Origin of the sequence: Microcoleus sp. T2B6 (assembly GCF_036700475.1) — a bacterium.
GTDB lineage: Bacteria > Cyanobacteriota > Cyanobacteriia > Cyanobacteriales > Microcoleaceae > Microcoleus.
The window spans coordinates 1-23,589 of sequence record NZ_JAUBOZ010000093.1 but is presented as its reverse complement, the minus strand read 5'-3'; the positions used below and the strand labels follow the sequence as shown (position 1 = coordinate 23,589).

General features: G+C 44.5%; 19 protein-coding genes and 1 pseudogene. 10 read left to right on the top strand and 10 right to left on the bottom strand.

Annotation, left to right across the window (positions count from 1 at the left end; genetic code table 11):
• Window positions 1-146: 146 nt before the first annotated feature.
• The 3 genes from QUA00_RS28730 (at window position 147) to QUA00_RS28720 (ending at window position 1,825) form a co-directional block, all read left to right on the top strand.
• Window positions 147-359: a high light inducible protein gene (locus tag QUA00_RS28730; RefSeq protein WP_333071359.1), complete on the top strand. Its 213-nt coding sequence runs from the start codon at window positions 147-149 to the stop codon at window positions 357-359.
• A gap of 143 nt (window positions 360-502) precedes the next feature.
• Entirely contained in the window at window positions 503-1,042 is a 540-nt protein-coding gene (gene psbP, locus QUA00_RS28725) for a photosystem II reaction center PsbP (protein WP_333147549.1), read from the top strand.
• 132 nt (window positions 1,043-1,174) lie between these two features.
• Window positions 1,175-1,825 (top strand): nucleoside triphosphate pyrophosphatase, encoded by a 651-nt coding sequence (locus QUA00_RS28720; RefSeq protein ID WP_333411971.1) that lies wholly within the window; start codon window positions 1,175-1,177, stop codon window positions 1,823-1,825.
• 152 nt (window positions 1,826-1,977) lie between these two features.
• Here QUA00_RS28720 and QUA00_RS28715 read toward each other — a convergent pair whose 3' ends face one another.
• The gene (locus QUA00_RS28715; RefSeq protein WP_333411970.1) at window positions 1,978-2,892 is read right to left on the bottom strand and encodes a calcium-binding protein; all 915 of its coding nucleotides are present in this window, start codon (window positions 2,890-2,892) and stop codon (window positions 1,978-1,980) included.
• 301 nt (window positions 2,893-3,193) lie between these two features.
• Here QUA00_RS28715 and eno point away from each other — a divergent pair, with 301 nt between their 5' ends.
• On the top strand, window positions 3,194-4,474 hold the full coding sequence (eno, locus tag QUA00_RS28710; protein WP_445305770.1) for a phosphopyruvate hydratase: 1,281 nt from the start codon (window positions 3,194-3,196) through the stop codon (window positions 4,472-4,474).
• A gap of 264 nt (window positions 4,475-4,738) precedes the next feature.
• Here eno and argC read toward each other — a convergent pair whose 3' ends face one another.
• On the bottom strand, window positions 4,739-5,797 hold the full coding sequence (gene argC, locus QUA00_RS28705) for an N-acetyl-gamma-glutamyl-phosphate reductase (RefSeq protein ID WP_333411969.1): 1,059 nt from the start codon (window positions 5,795-5,797) through the stop codon (window positions 4,739-4,741).
• A 596-nt stretch (window positions 5,798-6,393) separates the two neighbouring features.
• Here argC and QUA00_RS28700 point away from each other — a divergent pair.
• The 6 genes from QUA00_RS28700 (at window position 6,394) to QUA00_RS28675 (ending at window position 14,181) form a co-directional block, all read left to right on the top strand.
• Window positions 6,394-7,767: a tyrosine-type recombinase/integrase gene (locus QUA00_RS28700; RefSeq protein ID WP_333411968.1), complete on the top strand. Its 1,374-nt coding sequence runs from the start codon at window positions 6,394-6,396 to the stop codon at window positions 7,765-7,767.
• 356 nt (window positions 7,768-8,123) lie between these two features.
• Complete coding sequence (locus tag QUA00_RS28695; protein ID WP_333411967.1) at window positions 8,124-8,837, top strand: hypothetical protein; 714 nt, start codon at window positions 8,124-8,126, stop codon at window positions 8,835-8,837.
• 566 nt (window positions 8,838-9,403) lie between these two features.
• Entirely contained in the window at window positions 9,404-12,274 is a 2,871-nt protein-coding gene (locus QUA00_RS28690; RefSeq protein WP_333411966.1) for a DUF3854 domain-containing protein, read from the top strand.
• 131 nt (window positions 12,275-12,405) lie between these two features.
• Entirely contained in the window at window positions 12,406-12,696 is a 291-nt protein-coding gene (locus tag QUA00_RS28685) for a hypothetical protein (protein ID WP_333411965.1), read from the top strand.
• On the top strand, window positions 12,686-12,814 hold the full coding sequence (locus tag QUA00_RS28680) for a hypothetical protein (RefSeq protein ID WP_333411964.1): 129 nt from the start codon (window positions 12,686-12,688) through the stop codon (window positions 12,812-12,814). Before QUA00_RS28685 ends, QUA00_RS28680 begins: the two co-directional genes overlap by 11 nt.
• Before the next feature lie 353 nt (window positions 12,815-13,167).
• Window positions 13,168-14,181 carry a sulfate/molybdate ABC transporter ATP-binding protein gene (locus QUA00_RS28675; RefSeq protein ID WP_333148188.1) on the top strand — a complete coding sequence of 338 codons (1,014 nt, stop codon included), beginning with the start codon at window positions 13,168-13,170 and terminating at the stop codon, window positions 14,179-14,181.
• 289 nt (window positions 14,182-14,470) lie between these two features.
• Here the strand turns inward: QUA00_RS28675 and QUA00_RS28670 are convergent, their stop codons facing one another.
• From QUA00_RS28670 to QUA00_RS28640, 8 genes and pseudogenes are all read right to left on the bottom strand, one after another.
• On the bottom strand, window positions 14,471-14,812 hold the full coding sequence (locus QUA00_RS28670) for a low temperature-induced protein (protein ID WP_333144027.1): 342 nt from the start codon (window positions 14,810-14,812) through the stop codon (window positions 14,471-14,473).
• A gap of 455 nt (window positions 14,813-15,267) precedes the next feature.
• Window positions 15,268-16,059, bottom strand: a complete 792-nt coding sequence (hisF, locus tag QUA00_RS28665) for an imidazole glycerol phosphate synthase subunit HisF (RefSeq protein WP_333411963.1) — start codon at window positions 16,057-16,059, stop codon at window positions 15,268-15,270.
• 844 nt (window positions 16,060-16,903) lie between these two features.
• Complete coding sequence (locus QUA00_RS28660; RefSeq protein ID WP_333411962.1) at window positions 16,904-18,136, bottom strand: response regulator; 1,233 nt, start codon at window positions 18,134-18,136, stop codon at window positions 16,904-16,906.
• 48 nt (window positions 18,137-18,184) lie between these two features.
• Window positions 18,185-20,926 carry an ATP-binding protein gene (locus QUA00_RS28655; RefSeq protein ID WP_333411961.1) on the bottom strand — a complete coding sequence of 914 codons (2,742 nt, stop codon included), beginning with the start codon at window positions 20,924-20,926 and terminating at the stop codon, window positions 18,185-18,187.
• A gap of 320 nt (window positions 20,927-21,246) precedes the next feature.
• Window positions 21,247-22,503 (bottom strand): annotated as a pseudogene (locus QUA00_RS28650) (thioester reductase domain-containing protein); the annotation flags it as partial.
• A 231-nt stretch (window positions 22,504-22,734) separates the two neighbouring features.
• The gene (locus QUA00_RS36970; RefSeq protein ID WP_445305769.1) at window positions 22,735-23,169 is read right to left on the bottom strand and encodes an IS66 family transposase; all 435 of its coding nucleotides are present in this window, start codon (window positions 23,167-23,169) and stop codon (window positions 22,735-22,737) included.
• A gap of 35 nt (window positions 23,170-23,204) precedes the next feature.
• Window positions 23,205-23,441 (bottom strand): IS66 family transposase, encoded by a 237-nt coding sequence (locus tag QUA00_RS36965; protein ID WP_445305768.1) that lies wholly within the window; start codon window positions 23,439-23,441, stop codon window positions 23,205-23,207.
• Window positions 23,410-23,589: hypothetical protein (locus QUA00_RS28640; protein WP_333411960.1), on the bottom strand; the 180-nt coding region annotated here is incomplete at its 5' end. The genes QUA00_RS28640 and QUA00_RS36965, both read right to left, overlap by 32 nt.

Below are 23,589 nucleotides of genomic sequence, written 5' to 3'. Positions count from 1 at the left end.
TTTAGAGCTTGCCTACAGTTGCATTTTTTTTATAAACTGGTGTCAGATCGGGGTATTTAAAAAAAATTTCTCACAATCCTTTACATATCTTCACAAGTCTGTTACATTTAGTTACAGTACACTAAAAACCATTTAGGAAAAAAAACATGAGTAACCGAGGCTTAATGCTGGACGACCAAGGCAAAATGAACAATTTTGCGATCGAGCCGCAAGTATACATCGATGACGAGCCCCGCACCGGCTTTACCCCCTACGCCGAACGCTTAAACGGCCGCCTTGCCATGATTGGCTTTGTTTCTCTCTTGGCTTTAGAAGTTTCGACCAAGCACGGGCTGATTAGCTGGCTGACTCACCTGTAATGATTTTGTTAACAATTAAACTATACGGCTATGGATCGCTGGCGTTACATAAACAGCGATTCATAGCTTAACTATTTTTAGGGCCAAGGTTTGGTGAGACAATTAAAATTAAATATTTTTGTTTTACTCTACCCGTAAAAAGAATGCTCAAACGAATTGCGGCAATACTTCTGGTGGTTCTAAGCCTCACCTTGACCGGTTGTGTGTCTAAAGTCACCGGGCTCAAAAGCTACGTTGATACTGGCGACGGCTATCAATTTCTCTATCCTAACGGCTGGCTGCCGATCGCGGTTTCTAACGGGCCCGATGTGGTGCTCCGCGATTTGATTCAGCAAACCGAGAACGTCAGCGTGGTAATCAGTCCAGTCGCGAAGGACAAAACTCTGGCGGATTTGGGAACGCCGACGGATGTGGGATACAAGCTCAGCAAAAGTGCGATCGCCCCGAGTGATTCCGGCCGCGAAGCTGAATTAGTCAATGCAGAAGCTCGTGAATCGCGATCGAAAAACTATTACATTTTAGAATACGCCGTTAAGTTGCCAAACCAAGAACGCCATAACTTAGCGAGTGTAGCAGTCAGCCGCGGCAAACTTTTTACGCTTAACGTTTCCACTACCGAAGAACGCTGGCCAAAGGTAAAAGAAGCTTTTGAGAAAGTTGTTAAATCTTTCTCTGTTTATTAGGGCATGGGGCATGGGGCATGGGGCATGGGTTAGTTGCCAACTGACCACTGACAACTGTCAACTGACGGCTGACAACTGACAACTGTCAACTGTCAACTGTCAACTGTCAACTGTCAACTCACTTCTTAACTTATGAAAATTCCAACTTTTGTATTAGCTTCAGCTTCTCCTGCGCGCCGCCGCCTGCTAGAAAATGCCGGCATTCAAGCTGTGATTTGCCCCAGCGACTTTGATGAAGGGCAAATACAAATGAAAGATGCCACTAATTTAGTGCAGGTGTTAGCAGAGGGAAAAGCTGAGGCTGTGGCTAAGTTTTTACTGGCTAATTCTCACCCCCAAATCCCCAATCCAAAAGCGTGTTTGGTGTTGGGATGCGATTCAATTTTGCTCATAGATGGCGAAATTCACGGCAAACCCAAGGATGCGGAAGAAGCAATCTCGCGCTGGCAGAAAATGCGCGGTAAGGTGGGCGAATTGTATACGGGTCATGCTTTAATTGATACTAGATTCGATGACTTTGATGAGGCAAGGTCGCGATCGGTCATTCGCTATCAAGTTACAAAAGTTCATTTTGCGGAAGTTACCTCGCGCCAAATTGCGGCTTACGTCGCTACCGGAGAACCCTTGCAATGTGCAGGCTGTTTTGCACTGGAAGGTAAAGGCGGCTTTTTTGTGGAAAAAATCGAAGGATGTCACACAAATGTGATCGGTTTGAGCTTACCTCTGCTGCGGCAAATGCTCACCGAAATGGGATATGATGTGGCGGACTTCTGGCAATCTTAAAGATTAGACACCTCCAACAAACAAATTACCCGGCTTATGCACATCGGGTTGGCGGGCGAGACGCCCACCCCACAAGAAAGTTTGTTTTGTGGGGTGGGCGTCTCGCCCGCCCTTGAGTTTATATTTTGGAGATGTCTATTGTAGGGTGCGGATTATCCAAGGCCGATCGTCCCGTCAGACACAGAGGTAAACTGAAGTTGATCCGGCGAAACATCCTTCACCAAACCCAAGATATTGCCGCTGCTAGCTTCCCGAATCACCGTCGCCTTAGTATTTAAAATTCTAAAATCAGCAGTGCGAGGAATTCCCGGAGGAAAAGGGCCACTGCTATCGTAATCTCTGGCATCACCAATTGTTAAAAACCTTTCGCTCAAAACAATATCATTTCGCGTCAATCCACCCGTCAATCCAATTACATCACCTTCAGCCGGATTGTAATCGAGAATAAAATCGGCAGGCACTTCATCTACATCAAAATTGCCACTAGGAGGCGGTTGAAGCGAACCAATTTCCCCCGAAGTTGCTCCCACTTCTGTGCGGATCACAAACAAATCTGCGCCTTCACTTCCCCAAAGTCTATCAATTCCAGCATCACCGATTATAGTATCATTTCCACTATCTCCTACTAAAGCATCATTTCCTTTACCGCCCCGCATAAAGTCATTGGCAGTGCCTCCATAAACGTAGTCATCACCTTGATCTCCGCTGACCAAATCGCTGGCACATTCTCCATAAAGAATGTCAAAATCTTGGCCGCCGCGAATAGTATCGCTGCCACAACCCCCGATTAAAGTATCTGTGCCGCTGTTACCGTTCATCAGTTCCGCACCACCTGAACCTCTGACAAAATCGTTACCAGCTAAGGCCCGCAAACCTCCGGGAGTATTACGCAGAATTCCATTTGCTAATTGAACTGCATCGTCATTGGGAGTTAAGTCAAAAAAGTTAGGGTCGCTGGCTGGATTTGGCAATGGCCCGGTGAGTAATTTGGTGTTTGGGGGATCAGCAATAATAGGGTCTGAATTTTCAGCTAATGCTCTAATTTCTCCGATATTTGTTTCTAACATCCTAAGTTTCTCCTTTTTTGATTGGCTTTGTTGACATTCTGATTTTAACAAAGGTTCCAATTAAGAAATCTGCGGGAATCTGGGGTTAAAACAATCAAATTACTGTCAAACTTGCCGGAGCTGTTATTCAACAAGCCTAGCTTATTGACACCGATCGGCTCGTCCAAATCCGCAAATATTTTGAACTGTGCACCAATAATTCTGGGGATCGCGTACTCTATTACCCGTCAGCAGTCAGCGTGGGAAAACCCAGAGACTGCTAATTGTCATGAAACCTTGAATTAAGTCCGGAATAATTAATATGCTAGACACTGCGATCGAATCTATTCAAGCCAGAGAAATCCTCGACTCCCGTGGCCGCCCCACCATTGAAGCTGAAGTTTACCTAGCTAACGGTGTTGTGGGCCTCGCCCAAGTCCCCAGCGGCGCATCTACAGGCTCTTTTGAAGCCCACGAACTCCGCGACGACGACAAAAGCCGTTATGGTGGCAAAGGAGTCCTAAAAGCCGTCGCTAACGTCGAACACAAAATTGCCCCCGCTTTGGCTAATCTAGATGCGATCGACCAAGCGCTGGTAGACAAAACCATGATTGAGTTGGACGGTTCCCCGAACAAATCCCACCTCGGCGCAAATGCCATTCTCGGAGTCTCCTTAGCCACAGCAAAGGCGGCCGCCGAGACTTTAGGACTCCCCCTTTACCGCTACTTGGGCGGGCCCTTGGCGAACGTTTTGCCAGTACCACTGATGAACGTGATCAACGGGGGTTCTCACGCTAACAATAATGTGGACATTCAAGAATTTATGATTGTCCCTGTGGGTGCGCCTTCTTTTAAAGAAGCTTTACGCTGGGGTGCAGAGGTATTTGAATCCTTGAGTAAAGTCTTAAAAGCTGAGGGTTTGCTGACTGGTGTGGGTGATGAAGGCGGTTTTGCGCCTAATCTTAAATCCAATCAAGCAGCTTTGGATTTGTTGATTGCAGCTATTGAAAAAGCTGGCTACAAACCGGGTGAACAAGTTGCTTTGGCTTTGGATGTTGCTGCTAGCGAATTTTACAAAGATGGGCAGTACACTTACGACGGTGTGGCTCATTCGCCTGCAGAATTAATCGATTATTTGGATGGTTTGGCCAGTCAATATCCGATTGTTTCCATTGAAGATGGTTTGCATGAAGACGATTGGGACAGTTGGGTAGCGCTGACGCAGAAAATGGGCAGCAAAGTTCAGTTGGTTGGTGACGATTTGTTTGTTACTAATCGCACGCGGCTGCAAAAAGGAATTGATTTGAAAGCTAGCAATTCGATTTTGATTAAGCTGAATCAAATTGGTTCTTTGACAGAGACTTTGGATACGATCGACCTGGGCAAACGGAACAGCTATCGATCGATCATCAGCCACCGTTCCGGTGAAACTGAAGATACCACCATTGCCGATTTAGCCGTAGCGACTCGCGCCGGTCAAATCAAGACTGGTTCTTTGTGTCGCAGCGAACGAGTTGCCAAATACAACCGTTTATTGCGGATTGAAGACCAATTGGGCGATCGGGCAATTTATGCTGGGTCGATCGGTTACGGGCCTAAATAACACTTGGTAATCGGGCATGGGGCATCTGACAATTTTAGATTTTAGATTTTAGATTTTAGATTGAAGAATTGATTAGTAACTTGAATCTAAAATTAACAATCAGAAATCTAAAATCGGATGGGCATCGGGCATCGGCAATTTACATCCTGTAGGGGCGGGTTTTACCAGAAATAATTGCCTAAAACCAACAATCTCGTAAACCCGCCCCCACCAATTACCAATTACCAATTACCAATTGCCCAATGCCCCATGCCCAATTCTCAATTAAGGATAGAAAGCCAATTGTGGCAAACCCAAAGTTTCTTCCCAACCCATCATCAAGTTCATGCACTGGATGCCTTGGCCGGCTTGTCCCTTAATTAAATTGTCGATCGCCGACAGCACAATCACCCTATCAGTACGCGGATCGACTTCCACACCGATGTAACACAAATTTGTGCCGCAAGCCCATTTTGTTTGCGGATAAACTCCCGCCGGTAACACTTTTACCCAAGGACAATTGCGGTAAAAAGCAGTGAAAATCGTGATTAAATCTTCCCGCACCAAACCCGGATCGCGCAAAGTTGCGTACACAGTCGCCAGAATTCCCCGCACCATCGGAATTAGGTGGGGAGTAAACTGAACTTTAATATCGTGTCCCGCTAAATCGCTGCAAATTTGCTCGATTTCGGGCGTGTGGCGGTGGCGGCCAACGCCGTAAGCGCCCAGAGAACCCTCTGCTTCAGCCAACAAGAGATTAACTTCGGCTTTGCGGCCCCCTCCCGAAGCACCGGATTTGGCGTCGATAATTGCTGTTTCTGGCACAATGAGGCCTTGTTTGAGCAAAGGTGCCAGGGCTAATAAACTAGCAGTGACGTAGCAGCCCGCACAGCCTACTAACTGAGCGTCTTTAATTCGATCGCGATACAATTCTGGCAAACCGTAAACAGCCGTTGCAGCTAAAGCAGAGTCCGATCGATCGCCGCCGTACCAAGCTTTGTAAGTTTCCAGATTTTCAAATCTGTAGTCAGCCGACAAATCCAAGACTTTGCAGCCTTTTTCTATCAGCGTCGGTGCCATTTTGCAAGCTAAACCGTTTGGCAGCGACAGAAACACAACTTCACATTTTGCCGCTATTTTGTCTAGGTCGATCGCCTCGACTGTCAAATCAATGCAGTTAGTCAGGTGCGGATAAAGGCTGGAATAAGGTTTTCCTGCACTGCTATCCCCGCCCAAATAAACTACTTCAGCCGCCGGGTGATCCGCCAGCAGTCGCACAAGTTGCACGCCGCCGTACCCTGAAGCGCCGATAATTCCTACAGGCACACGTCCAACATCTCCCATTTTCCTTTATCCCCTCAGCCGTTGAAGTCAAAAACGCTTGAACTTTTGCTGCATTGTAGTACCAAACGCCAACTTTGGTGATAAAGAATTGTGTTGTTTTTTTTTTGACGTGCATTTTTGTTAATTTTCGGCTGTTTGACACCGCCCAAAAACCGATACAAAGCCCCGACTCCTTTCCTGGATAGCCCAAAATTTTAGACCAAAGTTCCATCTTCCACATTCAAAGCTGCAAGTAAATCTAAAATCTAAAATCTAAAATCTAAAATCGACTGACCGATCGCCAAAACCCTAAAATTAACAAACGGATGTGCGATCGTGCTATAAAAAACTTACTTTAACCCCTCCCCAAAACGGAGATTAACATTTTTCGCTCGAAGCTCGAATCTCGAAGCTCAACATCCATCCGTTAAATCTGTTAAATCTTGTACACGGCTTTGTTGCCGAACGAACAATGGGCATAGTGGTAGCCCTATTGCCATAAAGATGCTATATTGTTTCTGTGCCTTCAGTCACGCTATGCACATAGCTCGATTCACCGAGGATTGCTAGAAACTTGATAGAAGGCTAAAATCCTTACAGAACCTTGAAAAAACAATATGTACGCTAAATCACAAGCCACTCCTGAGACGATCAAAGTGCAGTCTGATAATTGTTCACTCCGATTACAATTCAGCACCAAGTACAATCCCATTTTTGGGGGGAAGCGAAAGCATCAGGGCTTAGGGATGAAGGATACTCCTGAGAATTGGCAAAAGGCGATCGCTATCGCTTACCGGATCGAAGGTGACTTACAGCACCCAGACTGGCAACAATTGTTCGATCCTACTTTTGCCAAGTACGGCTTAAAAACCAAGTACGCTGCTGAATTAAAGCTGGCTGCACCCATACCGGAACCTGAACCGGAGATGACTGTAGGGGCAATGTGGGAGGATTACTTAGACTGGAAACAACCGCAGTTACAGCCGACTACTTTTGAACTTCTTTACCGAATTAGTTATACAAACCCTATTAAGGGGAAGGTGTATGACAAAAAAAATCATGTTTATCTAACGTCGGATAATCCTTTGTGGAACGAACGTTTAGACGGACAGATAAACGACTGTTTGTCGCGGTTCACTTGCTGTACAACTACCAAGCGGTCGATTATGTCCGCACTTTCCGAGGCTTTTACCCGATTGCAGTCTCAAGGGAAAACAAGACTTACGGTTAACCCGTTTGCGGGGTTTGACTCTGTTTTCACCCCTAATAAAACGGACAAGTATAAGCCAGTTGTCACTTCTGATGGTTCGCTATTGCGATGGTGGGACTCCGAGGATGACGAAGTTAACCAAAATGAACGTGACCGACGTGCTTTTACTAAGGAAGAGCGAGACATCATCATCAAGGCTTTTTATGAGTCTGATAAACCCGCAACCCGTCACGCTGCACCCTTAGTTGAGTTTCTGTTCTTAACTGGATGCCGTAGTGGGGAAGCTTTCGCGCTTGAATGGAAGGATGTTTTTTTGGGGCGGGACAAAGACTACATTAGATTTAGCAAGTCTTACAATGGCCGGCTAAAGAACACTCAGGTTCCAAAAACAGGAGAAACAAGAATCTTTAAAATGTATCCGAAGCTTCAAGATTTACTGTTGAAAATTAAACCTGTGGACGTTCAGTCAAGGAACTTAATTTTCAAACAACAAAATGGCAAAGCTTGGTATATCGGTCAATTTGCTAAGTTGTGGAATACATACGAATTAAAGTGTTCTCAAAAAACCTATACCTACCCCGGTGTTGTCACTCAACTGGTAGAGGAAGGTAAAATCTCTGGCTACCTATCCCCTTACCATACCCGACATACGTTCATTACTCTGATGGCGCACGCTGGCACTGATTTATTGCTACTGGCCACTGCCTGCGGTAATAGTGTTGATACGATTCAACGGCATTACTTGGGTATCAATACAGAGGCCTCCTTCCCTGACATCTAACCCCCTACTCACCCCTACCTACCGCCCCCCTTAATAAGGGGGGTTTTTTATTGGCTATTTTTGCCTTGCCTGTTTGTGTCTCTGCCTGTATTTTCTGGAATAGCCAGCAACAGTTGCTGGCTACTCGTAAAAATGAAGATGGAGTAGCAGTGAACCTAATATCAAATATTCACTTGTGTCACGTGAGTGACAGTAAGTAGTCCCGTTCTGTTGGCAACAAAACTTAACAGTTGCAGTATTGACACTTTAGCCTGAATGCTGCGATCGTCAAAAGTAAGAGAAAGCAACACAGCCACCGGGTTGCACCCCGATGACTGCTGTTTTCTCAATTGGTTCAAGCAATTGAGAATATTATTATGTCACAACAGTCCGCTTCGCGCGCCCCACGATCGACTTGTCTTAACTATTCGTGGGATAAGCCCCTTGCACTCCGTTGGTATCGAGATGCCGTGTTCGATAGCATCCGCCACACCGAGGCTTTCGCCTGCATTGATATCGGTACTGGTGTTAAGCCGTGGCTACATTACTATCAAGCACCCGTGCTATTACCGGAACAGGTAGATGCCCTTTATGGCGTTGAGCCAAAAACTACCGATCGCCTAATCCGCAACTTTGAACCACAACTGGTAGGGGATGGCTTGTTCAGTTGTCCCGAAACCTTCATTGAACACTCGGAACCCGTACTCGGTATCTGCTGGATCGGTAAACCCCACCTCAACTACCTGTTGCCCCCACGGGCCGTACTTAAGCTGGCCTGTTGGATGCCAGCAACTACCGAGGTGCTGCGGGTACTAACGTGCCTCGAAGCGATCGCAAAAAAGGCATATGAGCCACTACCGGAACCGGTGAGGATGAGCCAACACTACAAGGTAGTCGAACGGCGTACCGCCCCAAAGGACAAGCTGGCAATGGTACTAGAAGCACAAGAGCTAGGGCTTTACGCTTACGCCAAACACTTTGGGGACTTGAAGTCGGGCATCACCTACAGTCGGTTGCTCACTCACTACGAACGGGGCGGACAGTTCCCGCCCGCACGGCAAGAGCTAAATGATTTGTTGATTGAGTTTTAGGTTGCGATCGCCCGGTCGAAAAGAGAAAGCTAGAGTCACATCATCTGCATAGTGTGAACCTAGCTTTTTCTTTTTACCTTCATTTTTATGAATAGCCGCCAATGATAGGCGGCTATGCCAGAAAATACACTTACTTACTTAAGCACCTGTTATACAAAGTAAGAGAAATGCGTCTCGTGTATAAACTTTGTGATATTTAGTATAAATTTTCTCACGCTGTATAGACTTTAATACACGAGAAAATAATCCTAACCCTTATAGGGTTCCGGAAGAAGTATAACGCTGTACAAGCTTTATTTGTGGGATATTTGCCATCCGGCTGTAGGTTACAATTTCAACAGCAGAATTTGCCCGCTTGTACCCGCAGGCAAAAAAAAGCCCGCTACCTCTAGTAAAGGTGAACGGGGAGACAAGTATATATAACATTTTCAAGTTAGCACTTTTTGCCTATTTTCTAGCAATTTTCTAGAGGCAACCCTCGCCGGAAGGGTATATCACGGCAATTGTCTCCACTCACTTAACACTAGGGATAGCGGTTATCCACCTTACTCACAGGAACAACCGCTATGGATAGTGTATCATCATTTTCTCAAACTGTTGCCACTACCCGCAACAAATCTTTACTTAATGCCGCCGATGTAGCCTATCTAGTAAGCGAACGCAAGCTTGATCGTGATTGGGTATATGCAAACTGTGACAGTGCTGATATCCCGAAAGCCTCGGTATTGTTGGGGTATGATGCAAAATCTCCTTGTATAGTTTTTTGGGGCAACCTTGGGCAACTGCAACTACGGCCAATTAACCCGTGGCCGTCAAAGGACGGAAAGCTTCCTAAATATCGCACCCCTAAAGGTGAATACGATGCTTTCCTTGTCAAGCATCCAGAAGTCGAAACATATTGGACTGATTTAGAGGCTCTTAAAGCCCGATGCTTCACCATTAACGGCAAACCCTACCTACTCATCACCGAGGGGTGCATAAAGGCAATTAAGGGCTGTATGTGGGATATCCCTACGGTAGCCCTAATGGGGATAGATATGGGATTAACCCCAAAGGCAAAGGGTGAACCCGACTTGATACCAGGGCTGAAACGATTAGCTGAAGCGGGTTTTAACTTTATCATCTCTTATGACTCCGATCCACCTGAGAAGGTGGAAACCATAAAGAATGTTCGCCGTGCCGAAAAAACCCTCACTAAACACCTGAAAGCCTATGGCTGCGAGGTACTATCGGTTACAGGCAATTGGAACCACGAGGACGGCAAGGGGATGGATGATTTCATCAATAATCAAGGGATTGAGGCTTTTCGGGCTATATTGGTGAAATCTAGTAATGTAGTTGAATCACCTGACACAAGTGATAGTGATACACCAACAAAAAAGAAAAAGCCACCGACACCGCGAGAAGCAGCGGCCCGGTTAGCCGAACAATATGGGCATCAGTGGAAATATGATGACGAACAAAAAACGTGGCGGATATACTCCGGTAAACACTGGGAAAAGGTAGGGATAGGGCCGTTTAAGAGTTTGGTCAAAACCACTATTGATGCAAAAAACATAAACTACAGCGGGATTGAGTATATTAACAACGTGGTGGAATTACTCCAATGTGACTTGCGACAAATCCGCTGGCAGTATTGGGATAGAAAGCGTTACATCAACCTTAGTAATTACGTTCTAGACGGAGACAAGCTGGCAACACTGGAACATTCACCGGGTACGGGATTTACCTCGTTCTTACCATTCGATTACAGACCACTGAAAGGCGATCTAAGCGACCCCTTGGAAGCACTACGGGTGAATTGCCCTAGTATCCACAAATTTTTCCGGACGGCCATGCAGAATGATGAGCGAAAAATGTTTAAGTTGCTAGCCATTGCTAACGCCATACTCAAACATCGGTTTTTCGACTTGCAGATGTTCGTTCACTTAGTCGGAGCGCCGGGTTCCGGTAAGGGTACTTTTGCTCGGTTGATGGAGAAAATGGTTGGACGAGAGAACTTTAAGGGCTGCCAGCTCGATCGCCTAAGTGACGGATCGACTAAGGCATCAGTTGTGGATAAACAATTGGTAGTGTTTGCCGATGAACGAAAACCCGTAGGTATTGACTCGATTCTCAGTTTTACGGGCGGTGATGCTGTTAGTTACCGGGAATTGCACACTCCGGCCGCCGATGCGTTTTTCTACGGGTGCTTCCTCATCTGTAGTAACAAACCCATATTTGTGGGTGACACTACCGGGCTAGAGCGTCGGTTGTGCCTGGTTCACTTTGATAACCCCATACCTACCGAAAAACGCGACCACGCCATAGAAAGTGAGTTTGAGGCAGAAGTACCCGCATTGATTGGAATAGCCCTCTCCCTCGCAAATAGCGCCGTTACTCAAGCGATACGCGGTATCGGAGCCGAAAAGATTGCTGAGTTCAAATATAAGGAATGGGAGATGAAAGTCGAAACAAGCTCGACCGCTGCATTCTTTGATATGGAACTGGTACTAGACCCGGCCGCTACTACCCGCACCGGGAAGCTTTATGAGGCTTACAAGGATTTTTGCGAGGAGAGTGGGTTCTCGAAAGTAAGTATTGTCAAATTCCCCCGCTTGCTTGCCGACTTGCTGACAGACGAGAATTTACCCTTTACCCGACATCAGGGTGCACAAGCCTATTTTGAGGGATTGAGGGTGAGAGAAAAGTCGGATAACCATATCACTCACTCCGAAACTTTAGTCGGGTTTGAGGGAGTTAGCGAGGGAGTTGCAGGGAGTTTGCAGGGAGTTGGGGAGGGAGTTGAACCCCTACCAGATATACCTTTGAGGGAGTTGAGGGAGTTAGACCCTAAAGTTTCAAACGGAAACAAAAATGAAGAAAATTATCTGCCAGATAAGGAAGAAAGTGATCGAGAAAGTGAGTTAGAAAAAGATTTACCCCCCCAAACTCCCTCAACTCCCTCAAACCCAGTACCAGTAACGATTCAAACTCCCTCAATAACTCCCTCCCAAGTGCCACCAACCCCCCCCTCAACTCCCTCAAACCCGACTAAAGCCGATATGCAAACCACCGCCAACAGACAGCGGGCCAAAAGGATGGCCGACGAGTACCGGGAAGCAAAAGCGAGCGGCGATACCGAAAAAATGGAAGAGGTAAGGAAGTTTATTGATAGTACCGATGGACTTCACTTGAGGGGATTTTTCAAGCGAGCGCTTAATGGGGCATCCCCTACACAACAGCCCGCACCGAGGCCTTCCCGTATTTTGGAGGTAGGCGATCGGGTTGTTGTAGTGAAGCCCGGCGATCGCGCTAAGGGCATTAAAGGGGAAATTACCAAAATTACCAATTACCCCACTTATACGGGCTTGCGGGTACAATTCGACAAAGAAGTAGCATTCGTAAGAGAACAGGAGTTCGTCGCCGGGGATTTGATGTATCTCTCCGAAAAGTAGTAGTTTCGAGTGTCATCTACCTACAGCCTAACTTTTTTGCCTTTAATCACTTGTGTCACGTGACTAAATACTTGACAGAACTAAAGCATCCGTGCCAGTCTGTTAATAATAAATCACCTGACACAAGTGAAATGACTAAAAATATTAATGACGCTAGCCTAGCTAACCTCAAACACTATGAGGGTAAATGGAAGCACGGAAAAACCCGCACTATCCGAGTACCGATCGCCCTAGCAGATCGGGTGCTGACTATAGCTCGACAGCTAGATAACGGAGTGTCATCTGACACAAATGATTCAAAGTGTGGTAAAGAGTTGCCCGATGCTGCTACCCTACTAAACAAACTGAAGGCTAAACACAAGAAAGTTACCGTCAAGCTCGCTGATTTAGAAGCGATTTTGGATATGCTGGGTGACTTCTAGCACGAAGATTGCCTTGACGAAGCGATCGGCTGGCACGGGAGTGCGATCGCATCAGTCACGCTATGCACACAGTTCGAGTGAAGGTTTTCGGCTTCTGACCGGGACGGTATCGGATTGAGCCTTCTAAAGCTTAGCTGCCTACAGTTGGCGGCTACTCCCAGAAATACAGGCTTAGACTCGCAGATAGCGAGTTTTTTTGCTTAAATCCCAAAACACAAAATTTAAAATGGCATTTACCATCGAAAAACCCGATTTTGAGTTGAGGCCTGCCGAGCGATCGCAAATATCGCTAAGGGGTAGGATAGAAGATTGATAGAAGAGCTTGCTTGTAAGGGAGTGTCGGATAAGGGACACTGGGACAGGTGAACAGCCAAAAACAACGCCCAAAAAGCTCCTAAAATGGCTGTTTTGCTAGAGTGTTGATAGAAACCAGGTACTTAAAGGCTGAAAGTATTGGAAAATCGTAATTAAATGATAGTTGTAGAAAACGTATCAAAACAGTTTGGCAGTTTCCAAGCACTCGATCGAGTCAGCTTAAAAATTGAATCGGGTTCCCTAGTCGCATTGCTGGGCCCGTCTGGTTCCGGCAAGTCTACACTGCTGCGGCTGATTGCCGGTTTAGAAATGCCCGACTCTGGCAAAATCTGGCTGACAGGCCAAGATGCGACCAATACTAGCGTCCAAGACCGCAAAATTGGGTTCGTGTTTCAGCACTACGCGCTATTCAAGCACATGACAGTGCGAAAAAACATCGCTTTCGGGATGCAAATTCAGAAAACACCGCCCGCGAAAGTCAAATCGCGGGTAGAAGAATTGTTGAATTTAGTGCAATTGGCAGGATTGGGCGATAGATACCCGTCGCAACTTTCAGGAGGCCAGCGGCAGCGGGTGGCCCTCGCCAGAGCCCTGGCTGTGGAACCGAAAGTGTTACTGCTAGACGAACCTTTTGGAGCTCTCGATGCCAAAGTTCGCAAAGATTTGCGCGCTTGGTTGCGGCGACTGCACGACGAAGTTCACGTTACCACAGTCTTTGTGACGCACGATCAAGAAGAAGCGATGGAAGTTGCCGATCGCATTACAGTAATGAATAAAGGTAAAATCGAACAAGTAGGCACACCAGCAGAAATTTACGACAATCCAGCGAGTGCTTTCGTAATGAGTTTTATCGGTCCAGTCAATGTATTGCCTAGCAGTTCAAGAATGTTTCAAGACAACGGCTTTGACTCCGCCAACCCAGAGATTTTCTTGCGCCCTCACGACGTAGTAATTGAAACTACAGAAAATAGTGCAACAGTGCCTGCCAGAATCAGTCGCTTGATTCATTTGGGATGGGAAATTCAGGTAGAATTAACCTTAGATGACGGTCAAGTAGTAAACGCTAATTTGACTAGAGAAAGATTCGATAGCTTGAACTTGCAGCCCCAGCAAAGAGTGTTCGTAAAGCCGAAAGATGCCAAGTCCTTTCCACTTTTTTATTCCATCTAAGGATCGCTAATTAAATAATTTACACTCTTGAAAGTGGGTTGGGCGTCCCGCCCGCCCTTTCTGGACGGGCGGGACGCCCATCCCACAAGAACCATCAAAATTCTAAGTTATTTAATTCTCATTCCTAAGAGCAAGTCTGAAAACTAAAGCTAAATTTAGATTGGATACGGCCTTTCAAAGGAGGTGGCGTGGTGCGGTGTCTCTACAAAAAAAATTCTAGGGACACCGCACCGCGCCGTGTCCCTAATCTTTTCTACTAACAACTGTCCGCTGACTACTGCGCGCTGAGTTAGTCTTTAACTTTGCTGACAGCTTTTTTGACTTGTTGCTCAAAGGATGTAGCTTGTGTATTGGAAGGATTTTTCATTTTTTCAATGTCAGCGTCTCCCTGAACTTCGTTGGGCCCTTTGCTGGCTTTTTCTTGAGTTTCTTCCAAGGACATCGGTTTTTTCAGGACAACTTCTTGAGATTCTTTTTCGATACCCAAAAGTTGGTCTTCACCTTTGGTGGGGCTGCTGGTAATGGCAAAAGCCGGGAAAGCATTAGACACAAACATCAAGGCACAAAAACAAACAGCTATTAAAGTGCGAACTAAACGCTTGGCAGGGAGGTTAAAGCTGATAAAAGACATACACAATTTCTCCGTTTTTACAATTTTTAATTGCTGAGATTGTTAACAGGCTGAAGCTCACTCAAATTCTGCACAATCTTTTACTCAAGTTTGATAAAAGCAACCGTTGCTTTTTTTCAAATTGAGCTAACATATAATATTTAGCTGAAAAAGCTGGTAGTTGAAATCCTTCTCAGGGAATATTTCTAGATGACGGGCGTGGGTCGCCCCAAGAAATTTATGTAAAAGGCACTTGTGTAGAATCAAAAAAATTCTACATAAGTGCCTTCGGATGCGCCTCACATAGCGGTATAAATCTCAGTAACTGGTTTGATCGTGGGGTGGCGGCGGGTTTATTTAGCCTGTTTGCAATGTGAGAGGGCGCTTGAGTCAACCCGCAGAGCGATTTGTTGAAAATGTTGCAAGATATTAAGATGCGCCCGACTATCCACTGACTAATGACTAATGACTAATGACTAATGACTAATGACTAATGGCTGCTGCTGTCGCACGGGAACTTGACATTTTGCTAGATAAGTTTTAATTTCTCCTACACTGAGTTGCCCGTAATGCAGCAGGGAAGCCAGCAGTGCAGCTTCTGCTTTGCCCTCAGTCACGGCTTCGTAGATGTGGTGACAGTTGCCGGCGCCGCCGGAAGCAATGACGGGAATTTCGACCATTTCGGCAATGCTTCGGGTTAATGCCAAATCGTAACCGGCTTGAGTGCCGTCCGAGTCCATGCTTGTCACCAGAATTTCGCCGGCGCCGCGCTGTTCGGCTTCTTTGGCCCAGGCGATCGCATCTTTGCCGGTATTTTCTCGCCCTCCGCGCACGTACACGTCCCAACCAGGATTATCTGCGTCTTGCCGTTTGCGAGCGTCGATCGCCACTACAATGCACTGATTGCCAAATCGATCGCTGGCTTTGTCAATTAAACTCGGATCGCGCACCGCCGCCGAATTAATACTCACCTTATCAGCGCCCGCCCTCAACAAACTTTTAATTGTGTCTAAGGATTGGATGCCGCCGCCCACCGTCAAAGGGATAAATACTCGATCGGCCGTTCGGTACACCACATCGATCATAATATTCCGGTCTTCGTGAGTCGCCGTAATGTCCAGAAACACCAACTCGTCAGCACCCGCATCATTGTAAACCTGAGCCATTTCTACCGGATCGCCAGCATCCTGAAGATTGACAAAATTGACACCTTTGACCACGCGACCGGCTTTCACATCCAGACAAGGTAAAATTCTTTTCGACAACATACAATTCTCTTCCAATTTAACTTACTCGGCGGGAAGTCCCCCCCTATAACTGTACTCATCTTAGCGGTGCGATGAAAGCCCGAGTTATTTTTTGCCGTCCTGTTTGTGGTCTTCACTCCTAGCTGGAGAACGAGTTGGACAGGCAAGAAATAATCCATCTCTCAGCTATCACAAAACAGTTACAATAAATAAAATTCGTTTTAAAAATTTGATAAATCATCATAAATGTCGCCACGATTGCCTCAACTAAGCCGTCAAAAGCGAGATATAGCCATCCTAAATCATTTGTAAATTTCTTACTCCCTCCCCTTAATAAGGGGAGGGTTGGGGTGGGTCAAAAATTTACTACTCCTGCAAGGATTGCTATATATCAATACGCTTGGGTTAAAACTATTTATTCCGGGCGATATCTCCCTCGCATCCCCCTGATTGTTGGGGAGTAGGGGTTGACTTTGAGTAGGTTCTTGTCCCCCCCTTAGTAGGGGCGGTGCCCCCGTGCCCGCCCTAGGCTAGGGGGGATCGAGCTTAACTGAACCGTATTGTACTATATATGGCATTTAGCAGCTTACTCTAGCATAGAGGATTGTTACTCTTAGTGGTTCCCTAGGCTCCTTACCACCACTTAATCTCAGAACAACAGACCTTAATCAGTCCGATGCGGGGTTTGCTAAAAAATTATTAATATTATTCAAAACGTTTCTGCTGGAATAAACTTTGACACGCCACAGCTTCTTGCTGTTTTGCCCGATTTCTTAAAAATCGCCGATCGTCATAAAAATGGGCGGATGTAAAATAGGAACTTTTCTAAAAATTGTTTTTTACAGTGCAATTATGAACACTGGTTTTACTTTGGGAGTATCACTTCTGCTGGCAGTATAAGAGTAAAAGTAGAACCCTTACCCACCTCGCTTTCAACCAACGTATCTCCACCCATAATCCGAGACAAATTTCTAGTAATTGCTAACCCTAATCCAGTACCCCCATACTGTCGTGTAGTTGAAGGATCAGCCTGGGTGAATGGTTGAAACAGTTTTTGCATTCGTTCTGGAGCTATGCCAACGCCAGTATCACTTATCTTAAATACAATATAGGGAATGCCTGATTTCTGTTCTTCTCCATCGGCTATTCCAGATTTTCTATACCTTTTTTCTACTTTAAGATTAATTATGCCTTTCTTGGTAAATTTGCTGGCGTTACTCAGCAGATTAAATAAGCTCTGACGTACCTTAGTTAAGTCGGTTTTCATATCTCCCAGATTAGGTTCACAGTTAACTACCAATACATTAGCATTCTTCTCCACCAGTGGCTTAATCATCGTGATGACTTCCCTAATTAAATCTGAGATATCAACGGTTTCTAAGTAAAGTTCCACCTTCCCCGATTCAATTTTCGACAAGTCAAGAATGTCGTTAATTAGTCCAAGTAAATGTGTGCCTGCACCGTTAATTTTTTTCAGGTCTGGGATAAAAAATTTTTGATCTAAATCTTCGGCTTCTTCTTGCAACATTTCGCTATAGCCGATAATCGCATTGAGAGGGGTGCGGAGTTCATGGCTCATGTTAGCGAGAAACTGGCTTTTGGCAATGTTGGCTGCTTCGGCTGCTTCTTTAGCGGCTAATAATTCCACAGTCCGTAATTCCACTTTTTCTTCTAGCAGTTGCTTCTGTTGTTCTAGTTTTTTAGTTAGATGATATAATTTTAAATGAATTCTAATCCTCGCTAAAACTTCTTCACTTTGGAAAGGCTTAGAAATATAATCTACGCCTCCTACAGATAACCCATTGACTTTATTATCTGAATCAGATAAAGCACTTAAAAAAATTATGGGAATTTCGCAGGTTAAGGGATTGGCTTTCAATCGCCGGCAAGTCTCAAAGCCATCAATACCGGGCGGCATCATTATATCTAATAAAATTAGTTCGGGCGGATGATATTCTACTTGTTCAATCGCAGTTTCACCATCCAGAGCAACGGAAACTTGATAACCCACGTCGGTCAATATGTGGGCTAGAACTTCTAGGTTATTGGGATTATCATCGACAATCAAAATAGATTGATTTTCTGAGTTTTCAGTCATACATAACTTACTGGGGATGGGATACATAAATTTACAACTTTTTTGCGGCTAGGGAGTATTTAGGTATAGCTCTATGTAAGTTCGCACCTGTTTTAGCTTGAAAGCTTTAGCAAATTCGCGCAGATGTTGAATAAAAGGGATAAACTCCTTGTCTATCAGTTCAATCCTCGTCAACTCTTGTAGCAAATCGTTAATCAATCCCTTACGACTAAGATTATACAATATTAGCAAGTCCTCATGCGAAGGTGGCACAATCTCAACCACTTCTTTGGTCAATTCTCTTGTGCTTGGCGGTTGTAATTTCTCTTCATATATCCATTCTAATTTCAGGAGGGATTTGATCGTATTTAACAGGCTATGAGCTTCGATAGGTTTGGGCAAAAATTCATTAGCTCCAATCTCTATACTTTTTTGCAGATCGGACTCGAACACACTGGCTGAAGACACGATAACTGATAAATTAGCAAATGATGGTAATTTTCGCAAAGTTTTAACCATTTCATAGCCATCCATAATCGGCATAACAATATCAGTAATCACCAGATTTGGTTGAACCTCATCAATTTTATCAAGTCCTTCTTGGCCATTTTCAGCCTCATCAACTATAAATCCAATAGGGCTGAGTAAATTGACAATAACAGAACGGTTTTCCCAACGGTCATCTACTACTAGAACTTTGGGCTTATCGCCCTTAAAACCAATAATAACGCCCTGCTCGGAAGTTTTATAATTTTTGGCCCATTCCTTAGCTTCGGGTAAATCTATCTCAAACCAGAAAACACTACCTTTGCCTAATTCACTTTCAACTTCCAAGGTACTGCCCATCATATCAACAATGTTTTTGCTGATCGCTAATCCTAGTCCAGTCCCTTCTGATTGCTTCTTCATATTACCAGACTGCTCAAAGGGCAAAAAGATATTTTTAACATGATCGCTCGCTATCCCAATTCCAGTATCTTCCACTTGAAACATAACTCGATATAAAGGTCGTTCCCTGACCTCATCTTCCAAGAGTTTTGATTTAATTATAAATTGCACGCTACCTTGAGCCGTAAACTTAATAGCATTGCCTAATAAGTTAATCAATACCTGTTGCAAGCGTTTTTCATCCGCAAAAATGCCAACTGGGAGTTGACCTTCGATGGTATAGATAAAATCAATTCCCTTTTGATCTGCCCTAATTCGACAAATTTCAACGACTGCTTGCAGAAAAGCGGGAAAATGAAAATCTGTAGGATATATTTCCATTTTTCGGGCCTCGATTTTAGAAAAATCAAGGATATCGTTAATCAGAGTCAGTAGGTGAGAGCCACATTGGTTAATAATATTAATTCCTTTTTGATCTGACTCAACTATGTGTTTCGAGCGCTGGAGAATTTGGGCATATCCTAATATACCATTGAGAGGTGTCCGCAGTTCGTGGCTCATATTAGCCAGAAACTCGCTCTTAGCACGGTTAGCTGTATCCGCAACTTCTTTCGCTTGTTTAAGCTCTACAGTTCTATCTTCAACTCGCAGTTCCAATTCCTCATTAGTTTTCGCAAGCGCGGCAAAAGATTCGCGGACTTGCTGAGCCATTTTGTTAAATAAATATCCCAAACGACCCAATTCATTTTGGCGGTTTACATTAACTTGAATATCAAGATTTCCCGCAGCAATACTCTCCGTTGCAGCCATTAATTTATTGAGTGGTGTAGAAATTTCTCGACGTAAAATTAAGAACACAATAATAATTTCAATCAGTAATGCACTTAGCCCTAGCACTAGAATCATGCGAGCAGTAGCTAAGGCTTCTTGGGTTAGCAGAGATTTGGGGAAAACTGTGACTAAGTACCAATTTGGCTCATCAATTCTAGTAATACCCAAGTATTCATCATAGTCAGGATTGTCAATAATCATATTTTCCTGTTTATGACTGGTGACTAAATCATAAATTCGTCGCAGATGAGAATCTCCTGATTGGGCGATGGAGAATTGTCCATTTCCCTTTTGAATACTTTGCATAAGTTCTGGGTGAGCTACTAGCCGCCCATCGGCTCGGAAAATCATGTTGTATGTGCCTTTGAGTCCTTCATTAATAGTCCGTTTCTGCAAATCCTCTATTAAAATATCATGCCCGATTGTAGCAATATGCTTGCCATCTACATCTAATGGTGTCACACAGGATGCCATCCAAGCTACAGCTACTTGGTCGTAATAAATGCCTGTCCAGACTGTTTTGCGTTCTGGATTATAGATAGGGCGGGTAATTTGGAATGACTCATCATCTGTGACGCGGAAAGATTCATTAGAAGGTGCTTTGAGGACCCAGGGATACTGGTGCATATATATGATAATACCATTCTCAGGAATTTGCGTATAGGTGTTAGCTAAGCGATTGCGCCATGCTGGGCCATAAGCATTTATTGTTTTATAGAAAGCAACTATTCGTCGCTGCATTTCAGTATCAAAAGTGACATTTTTTCCTAGGAATAATCCCGCAGTTTTTTCTTTTTGAAATAGTTCAGGGCGATTCCGAATTGAGCCATCTGGATATCTGACAAAGTTTTCATCGAATTCAGCTTGAGGATCGCGATTTGCTTCTGCTTTTAGTTGCTCTAATAAAGCTTGTTTGAGCAACTTATGGTTATCTTCCGCTAAGGTAAATATTGCTCTTTCGCGTTTGGATCGTAATTCCATGTATTGCTCTAACTGCGTGAGTGAATTAGCAGTAATCCGTGAGATTATTTGAAAATAGCTAATAGCTGTGGAGGCGATAACAACCATCCCCATACCAAAAGCTATCTTCAAGAGTGTTTGTTTTGTCAGCGACTCTTTGGGTCTATTTCTGGTGTTGCGAGTTTGGGAGAGGAGAGACTCAGACAATTTTAAGTTCTGGAGCCAATTTATCTTCATCTTATTATCTGTTTGTTAACTCAAATTAAAGTAGGTAAAATAATTATTATATAGCATTTCTCAATGAATTCGGTAACTTTTGGTAGGGTAGTTCCCCTGTCGTTGACCCGCTCGATGGGCTACGCACGGATCACTACCCTAAAAGAGTGGGACAAATCATTTAGTTTTACTATATCACAAAAAACCTTGACGATGGAAATAGGATAAATAAGCCTTTAATACGGAATCATTAATGGGAGTACAGAGAATATCAGTACCGACCAGTCCATCCTGAGTGTTGCGGTCATCAAACTTTTGACAGACAAAAGATGTTGTCTCGATAAAAGTTTTTTGGCTATTAGATATTTTTTTATTTTTTTGACAAATAGAGAAGCCATCGGAGTTAAAGCATTATCGGGAGACATCTTGAGTAGTTTTGCCTGCCACTGCAGGTAAGGAATAGAAGGGAGGGCATAACCAAGGGTGTTAAGATTCAAGATAAGTTGGTTCATCGATAATACATGGGGGATTAATACATGAAATGTCTTGTTAAGAAACTCGAATTGATGCGATAAATACCGAATCACCTGAACTATATAATCCACAGGAGCGAGACTCATCTTGATATCTAATTCAGGGCCATACCCTAATTGAATCAAGCCCTTGATTATCAAACAAATCGTATTACTGAGTTGAAAAGAACCTGTTTTGCTATGACCTGTCACCATGCCCAAGCGATAGATGGAAACTGGTAAACCACGATCGCGGGCAGCCATAACTAATTTTTCTGCCGCCCCTTTACTTTGAGCATAACCATCTGAATATCCTTCAGCACTAAGTAAATCGTCTGTTTCGCCAATTAATTTCATACCCTCATAGTTCGACGATTGAAAGATATCCAGAGTAGAAATATAGTGGACAGGTGTAATTTTAGTCAGGGTGGCTAGACGCAATATCTCCTTTGTCCCGCCCACATTTGCCTCCCGTAAGGCAGTGTAGGGATAAACCCAATTGACATAAGCACCACAGTGATAAATCACATCAAGGACATCTGCTAATTAACTAAAATTTGGTGTCGATAGTCCCAACAATGGCTTGGATAAATCTCCAATTATGGGGAGAATTCTCCTACTAAATTCTTCTTCCAAAATTTCGTAATTTTGCAGAGTGCTACGCAGTCGAGAGGTCGCGGATTCCAAATTGTCAGCACGAACTAAACAATAAACAGTCGCTTGGGGATTATGCAGCAACAATTCGTGCAATAGAAAAGCACCAACAAAACCCGTTGCCCCTGTCAAGAAAATGTGCTTCGGTCTAGATATGGTAATTGTCAATGGGTGAATAGTTTCATCTAAGACTGCATCAGCCGATAAGTCAGCAATATTTGTTTCAAAAATCGCCGTAGTTCCAGAAGACTGCACAGCCTCAATTACTTCAGCTAATCCAGCAATTGTCGGAGATTTGAACAGGCAATCTAAAGACAATTCCACTGGGAAAGCTTGCGATACTTGATTTAGTAATAAGGCGGCGCGTAATGAATTTCCGCCGGCTCTTCAGAACTTGTGGTGATAAGTTTATCTAATCAAAGATAGACTCGTGCATAAGACTAGAAGCTGAAACTGATATAAATGAAGGCTTCTAGCTCCTAATGTTGAAAAAATGAGTCTATAAGTCCGCCAAATCATGAAAAACCCATTAAATTTAGTTATCTGGCTCGTAAGGATTCAGGTCTGAAAAAGGGGAATGAGTTCAGGCCGAGCCAAGTCACAAGAATGGGCATTCATAGCCTCACGGAAAAAAGCCATTACTGAACGAGCTTGAAAACGACAGGTTTGAATCACACTTAATAGATCAGCCGTTTCCTCAAATCGTTTCATCGAACGGGAGCCGCCAGAAACTTTCCGTTTCGTTACAGAAGGCCGTAGAGAACGTTCGGCTTTATTATTATCAGGAGGCACCGAGGGGTCATCCAGAAAATACCACCATTGTTCTGCCTTATCCCGTAAGGATTTTAGTAACAGACCTGCGGCATAACCAACTTGGTTCAACCAAGTGGCAAGGGCTTTATTCAATCGTATTTTGAAATCAGTTGCCCAGGAGTCGTAGGTGAGTTGATCCTTCGTGTTTCGCTCCCGACTCATGGGATCTAAAAGCTTCATCAATTAATGACAGAAATATTTGAGCGACTGCTGCATTATTGTTGCCGGGAAGTCCCAGCACTTTCTTGAAATGCCGTCGTAAATGGGCTAGACACTTCTGTTGGGCTATGACGAAAGCAACCATTATAAACGCTGAAATCATCTGAGCTTAAGACTCCAGCAAATTCTTTGCCCAGCATGGTTTCCAATTCCACCCGCCCCCTGGTATCTGCGGCATGGAATAAACAGAATCCCTCTCCACTAGCTGTCCATAGCCATTCTTTGACTCCCATGACACACTCTTAGGGTTTCATCTACATGAACGTTTGATTGTAGAGGTGCCCATTCCCACAGTGCATTGAGCGCTGGCTTAACTGCTGCTGCTACTCGTTGATTGGTTTTTTGGAGTGTTCCCACTCCCACTTCTATCCTGCCGAGTTC